The organism is Saccharospirillum sp. MSK14-1 (assembly GCF_003054965.1).
Lineage (GTDB): Bacteria > Pseudomonadota > Gammaproteobacteria > Pseudomonadales > Natronospirillaceae > Saccharospirillum.
On record NZ_MIES01000033.1, the window covers coordinates 730,660 to 743,710 of the forward strand.

General features: G+C 56.0%; 9 protein-coding genes. 8 read left to right on the top strand and 1 reads right to left on the bottom strand.

Annotated elements, in window-relative coordinates; genetic code table 11:
• Positions 1–8: 8 nt before the first annotated feature.
• Positions 9–1,328 (bottom strand): TRZ/ATZ family hydrolase, encoded by a 1,320-nt coding sequence (locus tag BGP77_RS12380; RefSeq protein ID WP_108165040.1) that lies wholly within the window; start codon positions 1,326–1,328, stop codon positions 9–11.
• Between the two features lie 245 nt (positions 1,329–1,573).
• On the opposite strand from BGP77_RS12380, the gene gyrA reads away from it, so the two are divergent.
• The 8 genes from gyrA (at position 1,574) to ihfB (ending at position 12,935) form a co-directional block, all read left to right on the top strand.
• The gene (gene gyrA / locus BGP77_RS12385) at positions 1,574–4,246 is read left to right on the top strand and encodes a DNA gyrase subunit A (RefSeq protein WP_108165041.1); all 2,673 of its coding nucleotides are present in this window, start codon (positions 1,574–1,576) and stop codon (positions 4,244–4,246) included.
• Positions 4,247–4,282: 36 nt separating this feature from the next.
• The gene (serC, locus tag BGP77_RS12390; protein ID WP_108165042.1) at positions 4,283–5,365 is read left to right on the top strand and encodes a 3-phosphoserine/phosphohydroxythreonine transaminase; all 1,083 of its coding nucleotides are present in this window, start codon (positions 4,283–4,285) and stop codon (positions 5,363–5,365) included.
• Positions 5,358–6,461: a prephenate dehydratase gene (gene pheA, locus BGP77_RS12395; RefSeq protein WP_108165043.1), complete on the top strand. Its 1,104-nt coding sequence runs from the start codon at positions 5,358–5,360 to the stop codon at positions 6,459–6,461. Before serC ends, pheA begins: the two co-directional genes overlap by 8 nt.
• Positions 6,462–6,478: 17 nt before the next feature.
• Entirely contained in the window at positions 6,479–7,582 is a 1,104-nt protein-coding gene (gene hisC, locus BGP77_RS12400; protein ID WP_108165044.1) for a histidinol-phosphate transaminase, read from the top strand.
• Positions 7,579–9,795, top strand: a complete 2,217-nt coding sequence (aroA, locus tag BGP77_RS12405; RefSeq protein ID WP_108165045.1) for a 3-phosphoshikimate 1-carboxyvinyltransferase — start codon at positions 7,579–7,581, stop codon at positions 9,793–9,795. Before hisC ends, aroA begins: the two co-directional genes overlap by 4 nt.
• A 31-nt stretch (positions 9,796–9,826) precedes the next feature.
• Entirely contained in the window at positions 9,827–10,510 is a 684-nt protein-coding gene (gene cmk / locus BGP77_RS12410) for a (d)CMP kinase (protein ID WP_108165046.1), read from the top strand.
• 247 nt (positions 10,511–10,757) lie between these two features.
• Complete coding sequence (gene rpsA, locus BGP77_RS12415) at positions 10,758–12,443, top strand: 30S ribosomal protein S1 (RefSeq protein WP_108165047.1); 1,686 nt, start codon at positions 10,758–10,760, stop codon at positions 12,441–12,443.
• A 198-nt stretch (positions 12,444–12,641) separates the two neighbouring features.
• Positions 12,642–12,935 (top strand): integration host factor subunit beta, encoded by a 294-nt coding sequence (gene ihfB / locus BGP77_RS12420; protein WP_108165048.1) that lies wholly within the window; start codon positions 12,642–12,644, stop codon positions 12,933–12,935.
• The last annotated feature ends 116 nt before the right edge of the window (positions 12,936–13,051 follow it).

The following is a 13,051-nucleotide window of genomic DNA, read 5'->3' on the forward strand; positions in this document are numbered from 1 at the left end:
CGTCGGTCTTATTGCGTTTTGCTGATGCGAGCTTGCCAGTTGCGTGCTTTGGTCATGATGGCATCGCGATCCAGCGTGGTCAGTTCGCGCTGTTTCAGCAGGCGCTTACCATCAACCCAGACATCACTGACCTGGTCACGCGTCGAGGCATAGACCAGATGCGAGACCGGGTCGTACAACGGCTGGCTTTCGATATCGTCCAGACGCACCGCGGTAATGTCGGCGCGTTTGCCAACTTCCAGGCTGCCGATGTCGCTGTCCCAACCCATGGCCTTGGCGCCATTCAGCGTCGCCATGGCCAGCGCTTCCATCGCGGGCAAGGCGGTAGCGCTTTGGCTGACCGCTTTGGCCAGAATGGCGGCCGTGCGCATTTCGCCCATCATATCCAGGTCGTTGTTGCTGGCGGCGCCGTCGGTACCCAGTGCCACGTTGACACCGAGTTTTTGCAGCTTGTCGACCGGGCAGAAGCCGCTGGCCAGCTTCAGGTTGGATTCGGGGCAGTGCACGACGTGAGACTGGGTTTGCGCGATATCGGCGATGTCGTCATCGTTCAGTGCGGTCATATGGACGGCCTGGAATTGCGGGCCGAGCAAGCCAAGTTCTTTCAGTCGGCGTACCGGGCGATTGCCGCGTTTTTCGATTTCGCCGTCGACTTCGGTCTGAGTTTCGTGAACGTGCATCTGAATCATCAGATCGTTTTCTTTGGCCAGATCGCGAATGCGGATCATCGGCTCATCGGAGACGGTGTAGGGCGCGTGAGGGCCGAACATCATCTTGATGTGGCTGTGGCCTTTGTAACGCTCGACCAGTTCCATGCCCAGATCGATGTGCTCGTCGGCGGTCTTTGCCCAGTTGGTCGGGAAGTCGATAACTGAGAACGAGAACTGCGCGCGGACGCCGGCTTTCTCGGTAACCTCTGCGGCGGCAGCCGGGAAGAAGTAGTTGTCGGCAAAGGTGGTGGTGCCGGAGCGCAGCATTTCAGCGATAGCGAGTTCCGTTCCGTCAGCAACAAACTCGTCTCCGACCCAGGCGCCTTCAGCGGGCCAGATGTGATCGTTGAGCCAGGTCATCAATTCCAGATCGTCGCCCATGCCGCGAAACAATGCCATGGCGGCGTGGCCGTGCGTGTTGACGAAACCGGGGATCAGCGCGCTTTCACCCAGCTCGACGGTTTCATCGGCCTGGTACTGCGTTTTGGCCTGGTCGGTCGGTAAAATGGCAACAATGACGCCGTCTTTGATGGCCAGGCTGTGGTCCACCAGGACGTCGCGTTGTGGGTTGACGGGGATGATCCAGTGCGCCTGGATCAGGCTGTCGATGTGTTCCATGGTGTCCCTTTTGATCAATGGGTGAGCGGCCGGTCGGCCAGGTGCGCACATTCTAGTGATTGTGCGCCGGGATCACCAGCGCATCGACCCATTGGCGGGGTGATCGGTTATATCTATCTCATTGATTTGTGGTATGATTTCGCGCCATTGTACGTTGCGTCCGAAGGTGGACCCCGCAGCCAATTTTGGTGCCAAATTCCGCCCGTCAGCAGCGTCTCATTGAATCGCTAAGGATACCGTACCGCATGGGTGAGCTAGCCAAAGAAATCCTCCAGATCAACATCGAAGAGGAGCTCAAACAGTCCTATCTGGACTACGCCATGAGCGTCATTGTCGGACGTGCGCTGCCGGATGTGCGCGATGGTCTGAAACCGGTGCATCGCCGTGTTTTGTTTGCCATGAATGTGCTCGGCAACGACTGGAACAAACCCTATAAAAAATCCGCCCGTGTGGTCGGTGATGTGATCGGTAAGTATCACCCGCACGGCGATTCTGCGGTCTACGACACCATCGTGCGTTTGGCGCAGCCTTTTAACATGCGTTACACCCTGGTCGATGGTCAGGGTAACTTCGGTTCCATCGACGGCGATTCTGCCGCTGCTATGCGTTACACCGAAATCCGCATGCAGAAGCTGGCGCACGAACTGCTGGCTGACCTTGAAAAAGAAACCGTCGACTACGTTGAAAACTACGACGGTAACGAACTGATTCCCGACGTGCTGCCAACCAAAGTTCCTAACCTTCTGGTTAATGGGGCTTCCGGTATTGCTGTGGGTATGGCGACCAACATTCCGCCGCACAATATGAGCGAAGTCATCGACGGCTGTCTGGCGTTGATCGACGACCCGGATCTGTCGGTCGATGATTTGATGGAATACATTCCCGGCCCGGATTTCCCGACCGGCGGCATCATCAACGGTCGTAAAGGCATTGTTGAAGCCTATCGCACCGGTCGTGGCCGTATTTATATTCGCGCCAAAGCCGAAGTGCTGGTTGATGATAAGACCGGTCGCGAATCCATCATCGTTCACGAAATTCCTTACCAGGTGAACAAGGCGCGCCTGATTGAAAAGATCGCCGAGCTGGTCAAAGAAAAGAAGATTGAAGGCATCTCCGAGCTGCGCGACGAATCCGATAAGGACGGTCTGCGCATCGCCATCGAAATGAAGCGTGGCGAGTCGGGTGATGTGGTGTTGAACAACCTCTACTCCCAGACTCAGTTGGAGCAGGTGTTCGGCATCAATACGGTGGCACTGGTCGATGGCCAGCCTCGGGTGCTGAACCTGAAAGAACTGCTTGATGCCTTTGTGCGTCATCGTCGCGAAGTGGTGACACGTCGGACCGTTTATGATCTGCGCAAGGCACGTCAGCGCGGCCATATTCTGGAAGGTCTGGCGATTGCACTGGCCAACATCGACAAGATGATTGAGCTGATCCGCAGCTCGGCCACCGGTGCGGAAGCCAAAGAACGCATGCTGTCGCAAAGCTGGGAGCTCGGTGATGTGGCGGCCATGCTGGAGCGCGCGGGCGCCGATATTTCCCGTCCGGAAGATCTCGACGAAGCCTACGGCGTGCGCGATGAACGTTACTTCTTATCGCCGGAACAAGCGCAGCAGATTCTCGACATGCGTCTGCAGAAGCTGACCGGACTGGAACATGAAAAACTGATCGGTGAATACAAACAAATCATCGATGACATCGGCGAATACCTGCGTATTTTGGAAAGCTACGAACGGTTGATGGAAGTCATTCGTGAAGAGTTGCTGGCCATCAAAGATCAGTATGGCGATGCGCGTAAGAGCGAAATCATTGCCAGCCGTCTGGACTTGTCGATGGAAGATTTGATCACCGAAGAAGACATGGTGGTCACTATTTCCCACGGCGGTTACGCCAAGACCCAGCCGTTGACCGATTACGAAGCCCAGCGTCGTGGCGGTAAAGGCCGCTCGGCTTCGGCGTTGAAAGACGACGACTTTATTGAGCACTTGTTGGTCGCCAGTAGTCACGACACCGTCCTGTGTTTCAGTAACAGAGGTAAGGTCTACTGGCTGCGCGTTTTCGAAATTCCGCAGGCCAGCCGCAATGCGCGTGGCCGACCCATGGTGAACTTATTGCCGTTGGAGCCGGAAGAGCGGGTTACGGCCATTCTGCCGATTCGTGAATACGATCCTGAGCTGTTTATCTTTATGGCAACGGCGAATGGCACGGTGAAGAAAACTTCACTGGAAGCCTTCTCACGGCCACGTTCGGCCGGTTTGATCGCCTTGTCGCTGGACGACGATGACTGGCTGGTTGGCGTGGCGCTGACCGACAGCCAACGCGAAGTCATGCTGTTGTCCAATGCGGGTAAGGTGGTGCGTTTTGATGAAAACCACGTGCGCCCGATGGGTCGGACGGCGCGTGGTGTTCGCGGTATCAAGATGCAGGACGATCAGGTGGTGATCTCGCTGATCATCCCGCAGGAAAACGGCACCATCCTGACCGCTTCTGAGCGCGGCTTCGGCAAGCGCACGGCCGTTGACGAATTCCCGACCAAAGGTCGTGGTACTCAGGGTGTTATTGCCATGGTGACCAATGACCGTAACGGTCCGTTGGTGGGCGCCAAGCAGGTATTCGATGGCGATGAAGTCATGCTGATCAGTGATCAGGGCACGCTGGTGCGTACCGCTGTGGAAGGCATTTCGGTGCTGTCGCGCAACACCCAGGGCGTGAAACTCATTCGTTTGGCAGACGACGAACGTCTGGTCAGCATCGAACGAATTGAAGAGCCGGATGAAGATGAGTCGGTACTCGATGTGGCTGAAACCCCGGATGCTGAACGTCCGGCACCGGCCGCGCCCGGCCAGCCGGATGCGGATGCCAGCGTCGACGACGAGCCGGCTGACGATGACGAAGCGCAGGATGAAGACGAAGATTGAGGGTTTGACCCGTAACGCTTGAGGAGAGCAGCGCTGATGACGCGCGGATACAATTTCTGCTCCGGCCCGGCCATGTTGCCGACCGCCGTGATCGAACAGGCTCAGGCAGAACTGCCTGATTGGCATGGACTGGGTATGTCGGTCATGGAGTTGTCGCATCGCTCCGATGAATTTGTTGGCGTGGCAGAACGCGCTGAATCGCAACTGCGTCGCTTATTGGGCGTGCCCGACGACTACGCTGTTTTGTTTTTGCAAGGCGGCGCAACGTTGCAGTTTTCTGCCATTCCGATGAACTTGCTCGGTGCCGGTGGGGCTGCAACCTTTCTCGATACGGGCACCTGGTCGTCCAAGGCGGTCAAAGAAGCCGCGCGTTATGGCGACGTAAAGGTGCTGGCCTCTACTGAAGCCGACCATTATCGACGTGCTGTGCGCGCCGATGAATTCGAGCTCGACCCGAGCGCAGCCTACCTGCATTACACCCCCAATGAGACCATTGGCGGTGTTGAATTCGACTACGTTCCCAAGAGCGGTGATGTACCGCTGGTAGCGGATATGTCGTCCTGCATTCTGTCCAAGCCGATCGATGTCACTGATTTCGATTTGATCTACGCCGGCGCTCAAAAGAACATTGGTCCGGCCGGTTTGACGTTGGTGATTGTGCGTAAAACATTGCTCGGTCGTGCCCTGGATAGCACGCCGACGTTACTCAATTACGCCAACCAGGCCGAAGCCGGTTCCATGGTCAATACGCCGCCGACCTTTGCGGTCTATCTGGCCGGTCTGGTATTTGATTGGTTGGAACAGCAGGGTGGTCCGGCGGCAATGGGTGAACTCAATGCGCAGAAATCATCGCTGTTGTATCAAACCATCGATAACAGTGCGTTTTATCGCAATCCGATTGACCTGGCGCATCGTTCGCGCATGAATATTCCTTTTATTCTGGCGGATGAGTCGTTGAATGATCGCTTCCTCAATGAAGCGGCGACGGCGGGTCTCTACAATCTTCAGGGCCATCGCAGTGTCGGTGGTATGCGTGCCAGTATTTACAACGCCATGCCGTTAGCAGGCGTGCAGGCACTGGTGGACTTTATGAAGGACTTTGAACAACGCCATGGCTGATCAGGACTCTCTTGACGGGCTCGATCTGAACGCGCTGCGTGAGCAGATCGATCAACTGGATTTGGAAATTCTCGAGCGGATTTCGGCGCGTGCGCAATGTGCACTGAAAGTCGCCGAAGTGAAGCTCAAAGAATCCCCCGATGCGGTTTTTTATCGCCCTGAGCGCGAAGCGCAAGTGCTGACTCGAGTGATGGAGCGAAACACGGGTCCGCTTGGTAACGAAGACATGGCGCGATTGTTCCGCGAGATCATGTCCGCCTGTCTGGCGCTGGAAAAGCCTCTCGAAGTGGCTTATCTCGGTCCGGAAGGCACCTTTACCCAGCAGGCGGCCGTTAAGCATTTTGGTCAATGGGTTAAGTCCAAGCCGATGCCGGCGATTGACGAAGTCTTCCGGGAAGTCGAAGCGGGGGCCTGCAAATACGGTGTCGTGCCGGTGGAGAATTCCACCGAAGGCGTGGTGAATCACACCCTCGATACTTTTATTAATTCCGGTCTGCGCATTTGCGGTGAAGTGGAATTGCGTATCCATCATCATTTGATGGTCGGTCCCAATACCCAGAGCGGAAAAATATCCCGCATATACAGCCATCAGCAATCGCTGGCGCAATGCCGCAAATGGTTGGATGCGCATCTGCCCATGGCCGAACGCGTGGCAGTGAATTCCAATGCCGAGGCGGCGCGTCGTGTGCATGGTGAATGGAATTCGGCGGCCATTGCCGGAGAAATGGCGGCCGAACTCTACGATCTGGAGATATTGGAAACCAAGATCGAAGATTCGCCGGATAACTCGACGCGCTTTTTGATCATCGGCAATGAAGAGGTCGGCACCTCTGGTGATGATAAAACGTCCATCGTTGTGTCCATGCGCAACGAACCGGGTGCGCTCTACCATCTATTACGGCCGTTCAACGATCACAATGTCGATATGACGCGTCTGGAAACGCGGCCGTCACCATCCGGCAATTGGACCTATGTCTTCTTTATCGACTTTGCCGGTCATCTGCACGATGACAACGTTCAGCAGGCGTTAGCGGACATTCGCACCAAAGCAGTGGAAGTGAAACTGCTTGGTTCCTATCCCAAAGCCGTGCTCTAAGAGCCCAGGTTGGCAAGATGAGTTGCGATTTCATGGCCCTGGCGGCTGACGGTATTCAAACCCTGAAACCTTACGAGCCGGGTAAGCCGATTGACGAGCTTAAGCGTGAGTTAGGCGTCAGTGATGTGATTAAGCTGGCCAGCAACGAAAGTCCGCTGGGTTTGTCCGCACGGGTTCAGGAAGTGATTCAACGGGCCTTGCCCGATATTGCCCGCTATCCCGACGGCAATGGCTTTCGTCTCAAGCAGGCGCTAGCCGAGCGTCACGGCCTGGAACAGAATCAGATCACCTTGGGCTGCGGCTCCAATGAGTTGTTTGAGTTGCTGGCAAAAACCTTTTTAAGTCCCGGCGATGAAGCGGTGATGAGTCAGCATGCTTTTGCCGTCTATCCGTTGGTGGTTCAGGCGGCGGGCGCTGAATCGGTTGTGGTGCCGTCGCGCGACTGGGGGCACGATCTGGATGCCATGGCGGACGCCATCACCGAGCGCACCCGTCTGGTGTTTATTGCCAATCCGAATAATCCGACCGGTACCTGGTTGAGCAAAGGCGAGCTCAAAGCCTTTATGAAGGTGGTGCCGGATAACGTGCTGGTGGTGTTGGATGAAGCCTACGCTGAGTACGTTGATCAGGAGAATTACCCGAACGGCTTTAAGCTACAGCGTCGCTACCCCAATCTCATTGTGACTCGGACCTTTTCCAAAGCCTACGGCCTGGCCGGTTTGCGGGTCGGTTATGGCGTTGCTAATGCGGCTATTACCGATTTGCTCAATCGGGTCCGTCAGCCGTTCAATTTGAATTCGCTGGCACTGGTGGCCGCCGAAGCCGCACTGACCGATGTCGCTCGAATTAAAGAATCGATTGCCGTCAATGTTGCCGGTTATGAGCAACTGACAGCCGCGTTCGGCCGTTTGGGGCTGACGACGATTCCATCGGTGACGAATTTTGTGACGGTTCACCTCGGCCCACGTGCGGGCGCTGTTCATCAGTCATTGCTGCGCTCCGGTATCATTGTGCGTCCACTGGCCAGTTATGGCATGCCTGAGCATTTGCGCATCTCCATCGGGCTGGAGGCTGAAAACCAACGCTTTCTGACGGCGCTGGAAGCCGAAGTGGCATCATGACCGAGTCGGCATCACCCAGGGTTCTGATCGTCGGGCTTGGCATGATTGGCGCCTCCTTTGCCAAGGCATTGCGCCTGTCGAGAGCCGCCTATGTCCTGGGGATGGATGCGCAGCCCGGCGTTGCAGACCGGGCGTTGGAATTGGGCATTATCGATGACAGCGTCGCTTCTGCTGAGGATGTCCCCGCTTTTGATGTGCTGATGTTGGCGGTGCCGGTATTGGCGATGGAGTCGGTTCTAACCACACTGCAACCTTACCTGACCGACCAAACCATCATTTCTGATGTAGGCAGTGTGAAAGGTCAGGTTGTCGCTTCTGCGCGCAAAGCGCTGGGCAATGAGCTGCCGTCCGGTTTTGTGCCCGGTCATCCCATTGCGGGCGCCGAGCGCTCAGGTGTTGAAGCGGCCAAGGCCGACCTCTTTGATCGCCACTTGCTGATCTTAACGCCTTTGCCATCCTCTTCACCGTCAGCGGTTAGCGTGCTCACTCAGTTGTGGCAGGCGGTTGGTGCTGAAGTGGTGACCATGTCGGTATCTCGACACGATGAGGTGTTGGCCGCCACCAGCCATCTTCCACATCTGCTGGCTTTTTCATTGGTGGATACGCTGGCCCGAGAATCCGAGAACCGCGAGATTTTCCGCTACGCAGCGGGGGGCTTTCGCGACTTTACGCGCATTGCTGCTTCCGATCCGACCATGTGGCACGACGTTTTTCTGGCCAACAAAGACGCGACGCTGGGTATCCTGCGTCGTTTTCAGGGTGACTTGGAGCATCTGGCTCAAGCGATTGAGCAGGGCGAAGGTCGAACCTTGCTGGATGTCTTTGGCCGTGCCAAGTCGGCTCGCGATTATTTCACTCAGATACTGCAAAGTCGCCAACGCCACAGCGACGATACCCGCCGTAACTTAATCGTAGCGCCAGCGCCCGAGGGGTTAAGCGGTGCCTTGGATGTGCCGGGCGATCGATCGATCTCGCATCGCGCGGTTATTCTGGCCGCGCTGGCGGAGGGTGACAGTGATATCCGCGGTTTTGGCGAAAACGATGATAATCGCACCACAGTGGAAGCCTTGCGCAAGCTGGGCGTGGTGATTGAGGAAAACAGCGATGGCTGTGTGAAGGTGAAGGGGCGCGGCCTGACCGGTCTGCAAGTACCGGACAGCCCGCTGTACCTGGGTCAGTCGGCGACGTCAATGCGGCTGCTGGCTGGCGTTTTATCGGCGCAGCCGTTTGCCAGTGAACTGATCGGCGATGCCTCGTTAAGCCAACGCCCCATGGCGCGCCTGCAAGTACCCTTGACGGAACTGGGTGCGCAACTGGAGCTGACCGCTAATGGCACAGCGCCCATTTTGATACAGCCGTCGCAGCAGTGGCAGCCACTGGATTACGCCTTGCCGATTGCCAGTGCTCAGGTGAAGTCGTCCATATTATTGGCGGCACTGTGCGCCGGTGTGCCGGTGCGGCTGACTGAGCCGGCGCCCAGTCGTGATCATACTGAGCGGTTGCTGGCTGAGCTGGGCTGTCGACTGGAAAACCGAAACGGTGCGCTGGTGTTTGCGCCAGCGTCGCAATTACCACCTTTAAATTTGCACATTCCCGGTGATTTTTCGTTGGCAGCGGTCCATATCGCTGCGGCAACCTTGGTTCCTGGCTCTGATGTCACCCTGAGTGCGGTTGGGGTCAACCCCAGTCGTCTTGGATTTCTCGATATTCTCAACGACATGGGCGGCTCGGTCACGATGAGTAATATTCGTGACCAGGGGGGTGAACCTGTAGCCGATCTTCGGGTAAGATGCGCGCCGCTCACCGGTGGGAGTTATGGTACCCACTTCAGTGGCCGCACCATTGATGAGTTTCCCTTGTTGTTCGTGCTGGCGGCCCTGGCAAATGGCGACAGTCGCTTTGCCGGCTTGGGTGAGTTGCGCTTTAAAGAGACCGATCGGCTGACGCGCATGCTCGACGGTTTGCGATTGTTGGGCGCTGACATCGAATTGACCGATGAAGACGTTAGGGTTCGCGGTCGGGCTGGCCAGCCGCTCGATGGTGGTATCGTTGATTGCGCTGGCGATCCGCGAGTGGCGTTGGCCTTTATGGTCGCCGCTCAGGTGGCGCGACGCCCCGTCATTATTCGTAATGCCGGCCGTGTGCTCGGGGCTTACCCCGGTTTTAGTACGGCGGTCGGACAACTTGGTTATGCCGTCACTTTGGAAGACTGACGGCAAACCCACGACAACCAGGATAGATATCATGAATTCCAAGGCTCCCGTCATTACTCTCGACGGACCCGGCGGCGTCGGTAAAGGTACCGTTAGTGGCTTGTTAGCCCGTCGCTTCAGTTGGCACTATCTCGATTCCGGAGCGCTGTACCGCTTGGCGGCTCTGGCGGCTATGAATCACGGTGTCGACTTTGATAATGAGTCGGCCCTGGCCGTGATTGCAGAACATCTGGACATTCGCTTTCAGCAGGAAGGTGAAGCCATGGTGATTTTGCTTGAAGGTGATGATGTCACCCGTCAAATTCGTACCGAAGAAGTCGGCTCCAATGCGTCACGTGTGGCCGCCTTTGGTCGTGTGCGTGAAGCCCTGCTCAAGCGCCAGCGTGCCTTTCGCACCGAACCGGGCCTGATTGCGGATGGTCGCGATATGGGCACGGTGGTGTTCCCTGAAGCCAACCTGAAAATTTTCATGACGGCTTCGGCCGAAGAGCGCGCCAACCGGCGCTTCAAGCAATTGCGTGACAGCGGTGCCAGTGCCGATTATGACCGTGTTCTGGCAGACATCGTTGAACGCGATGAGCGTGATTCCAACCGTTCTGTCGCCCCACTCAAACCGGCGGACGACGCTGTGGTCATCGACACCACAGTGCAGAGCATCGACCAAGTTATGGACACCGTGCTGGCACTGGTGACCGATCGCGGTATCGAATGGTGAAAAAGTCGCGCCAAGCCCTTGGTTGTTGACTTTTAATCCGTATAATACGCGCTCCGAAATGGCTGTGTGTTCGGTTCGTACGCGAGTCGAATAGGCCGTCAGGTTCCGGTCTGACCACCGTCCAGCAAGGTGGCGTCCGGGTTTGTTGGATTGACCCATACGAGCTGGCGTATGGCAAAGCCGCTGGTCACCGCCAACCAAAGAGATCGCAGGTGACGGGCTGTTAATCATTGGGATACCAAATTAAATGACTGAATCTTTCGCTGAATTATTCGAAGAAAGCTTAAAAACCATCGAGATGGAGCCGGGCTCCATCGTGACCGGCCTGGTCGTCGACATCGATTCTGACTGGGTTACCGTCCACGCCGGCCTGAAATCTGAAGGCATCATCCCGCGTTCACAGTTCGTGAGCGAAGATGGTGAGCTGGAGATTGCCGTCGGTGACGAAGTGAAGGTTGCTCTGGAAGCCGTAGAAGACGGTTTCGGTGACACCCGTCTGTCACGCGAAAAAGCCAAGCGCGCCGAAGCCTGGTCCGAGCTGGAAAAAGCCTACGAAGCGGAAGAAGTGGTCAAGGGTGTTATCAACGGCAAGGTCAAAGGTGGCTTTACCGTCGACATCAGCTCTGTACGCGCCTTCCTGCCAGGTTCTTTGGTGGATATCCGTCCGGTACGCGATACCACTCACCTGGAAGGCAAAGAGCTGGACTTTAAAGTGATCAAGCTGGATCGCCGCCGCAACAACGTCGTGGTTTCTCGCCGCGCCGTTCTGGAAGCGTCCAACAGCGCCGAGCGCGAAGAATTGCTGGCCAGCCTGCAAGAAGGCCAGGTCATCAAAGGCATCGTTAAGAACCTGACCGACTACGGTGCTTTCGTAGATCTGGGCGGTGTTGACGGCCTGCTGCACATCACCGACATGGCTTGGAAGCGCATCAAGCACCCGAGCGAAATCGTTCAGGTTGGTGATGAAATTGAAGTTAAGGTTCTGAAGTTCGACCGTGAGCGCAACCGCGTTTCTCTGGGTCTGAAGCAACTGGGTGAAGATCCTTGGGTCGACATCAAGGCGCGTTACCCGGAAGAGCAAGTGGTCAAGGCCCGTGTTACCAACCTCACAGACTACGGCTGCTTTGCCGAGCTGGAAGAGGGCGTCGAAGGTCTGGTTCACGTTTCCGAAATGGACTGGACCAACAAGAACATTCATCCGTCCAAAGTCGTCTCTGTTGGCGATGAGATCGATGTGATGATTCTGGACATCGACGAAGAGCGTCGTCGTATTTCTCTGGGTATCAAACAGACCGTTGTTAATCCTTGGGAAGACTTCTCCAACAACTTCAACAAGGGCGACAAAGTCAGCGGCAAGATCAAATCGATCACCGACTTCGGTATCTTCATCGGCCTGGAAGGCGGCATCGACGGTCTGGTTCACCTGTCTGACATCAGCTGGAACGAATCTGGCGAAGAAGCCGTACGCAAGTACAAGAAAGGCGACGAGCTGGAAACCACTATCCTGTCGATCGATCCGGAGCGTGAGCGCATTTCTCTGGGTATCAAGCAGCTCGACAGCGATCCGTTCTCAGAATTCGTTTCTGTGAACGACAAGGGCTCCATCGTTACCGGTACCGTTAAGGAAGTGGACGCTAAAGCCGCGACTATCTTGCTGAGCGATGATATCGAAGGCATCCTGAAAGCTTCCGAAATCTCTCGTGACAAGGTTGAAGACGCTCGTAACGCCCTGAACGAAGGCGACGAAGTTGAAGCCAAGATCGTCAGCATCGATCGTAAGAACCGTGTTATCAGTCTCTCCATCAAGTCCAAAGATGTGGAAGACGAGAAAGTTGCGGTTCGCGAGCTGAAAGAGAAGAGCGCGGAAGCCGCGGGTCCGACCACCATTGGTGATCTGATCAAGCAAAAAATGGAACAGGGTGACGAAGAGTAATCGTCAGTACTGTTTTAAAAAAGCCGGCCTGAGCGCCGGCTTTTTTGTGCCCGCTCGATAGAAGTCAGGGCGCACCGACCCAGTTGTTCGTGCAGTAAAACTGCAAAAAAACGTTAAAAAATAAATACTTGTGTTATCTTGGGGGCTGATTTAGTCTAAATATTGATCGCTTAGGAACACCCGATCGGGGAGGTTCGGATGACCAAATCCGAGTTAATCGAACGGATTGTCGACCGTCAAGGGCAGCTTTCCGTTAAAGATGTCGAGTTGGCCATCAAGACAATGCTGGACCATATGGCAGAGAGTTTGGCCGATGGTGAACGCATTGAGATACGTGGCTTCGGCAGCTTTTCGCTGCATTATCGATCGCCGCGTGTGGGTCGTAATCCCAAGACGGGTGAATCCGTCAGCCTGGAAGGCAAATACGTTCCCCATTTTAAACCGGGCAAGGAACTGCGCGAGTCGGTGAATCTGAGTATCGACGACGAATAAACGCCCGACCCTCGTTCTCGCAGCCGGGAGGCTGAACACGCTCATGCTCATCCGATCAGCCAAAATCCTTTGCGCCATCCTGCTTGCGGTCATGGCTTGGTTACTGGCTTTTGGAA

Bases quoted from the DNA above. Each gene is read 5' to 3' on its own strand.
- BGP77_RS12380 (WP_108165040.1), bottom strand. From the start codon at position 1,328: ATGGAACACATCGACAGCCTGATCCAGGCGCACTGGATCATCCCCGTC.
- gyrA (WP_108165041.1), top strand. From the start codon at position 1,574: ATGGGTGAGCTAGCCAAAGAAATCCTCCAGATCAACATCGAAGAGGAG.
- serC (WP_108165042.1), top strand. From the start codon at position 4,283: ATGACGCGCGGATACAATTTCTGCTCCGGCCCGGCCATGTTGCCGACC.
- pheA (WP_108165043.1), top strand. From the start codon at position 5,358: ATGGCTGATCAGGACTCTCTTGACGGGCTCGATCTGAACGCGCTGCGT.
- hisC (WP_108165044.1), top strand. From the start codon at position 6,479: ATGAGTTGCGATTTCATGGCCCTGGCGGCTGACGGTATTCAAACCCTG.
- aroA (WP_108165045.1), top strand. From the start codon at position 7,579: ATGACCGAGTCGGCATCACCCAGGGTTCTGATCGTCGGGCTTGGCATG.
- cmk (WP_108165046.1), top strand. From the start codon at position 9,827: ATGAATTCCAAGGCTCCCGTCATTACTCTCGACGGACCCGGCGGCGTC.
- rpsA (WP_108165047.1), top strand. From the start codon at position 10,758: ATGACTGAATCTTTCGCTGAATTATTCGAAGAAAGCTTAAAAACCATC.
- ihfB (WP_108165048.1), top strand. From the start codon at position 12,642: ATGACCAAATCCGAGTTAATCGAACGGATTGTCGACCGTCAAGGGCAG.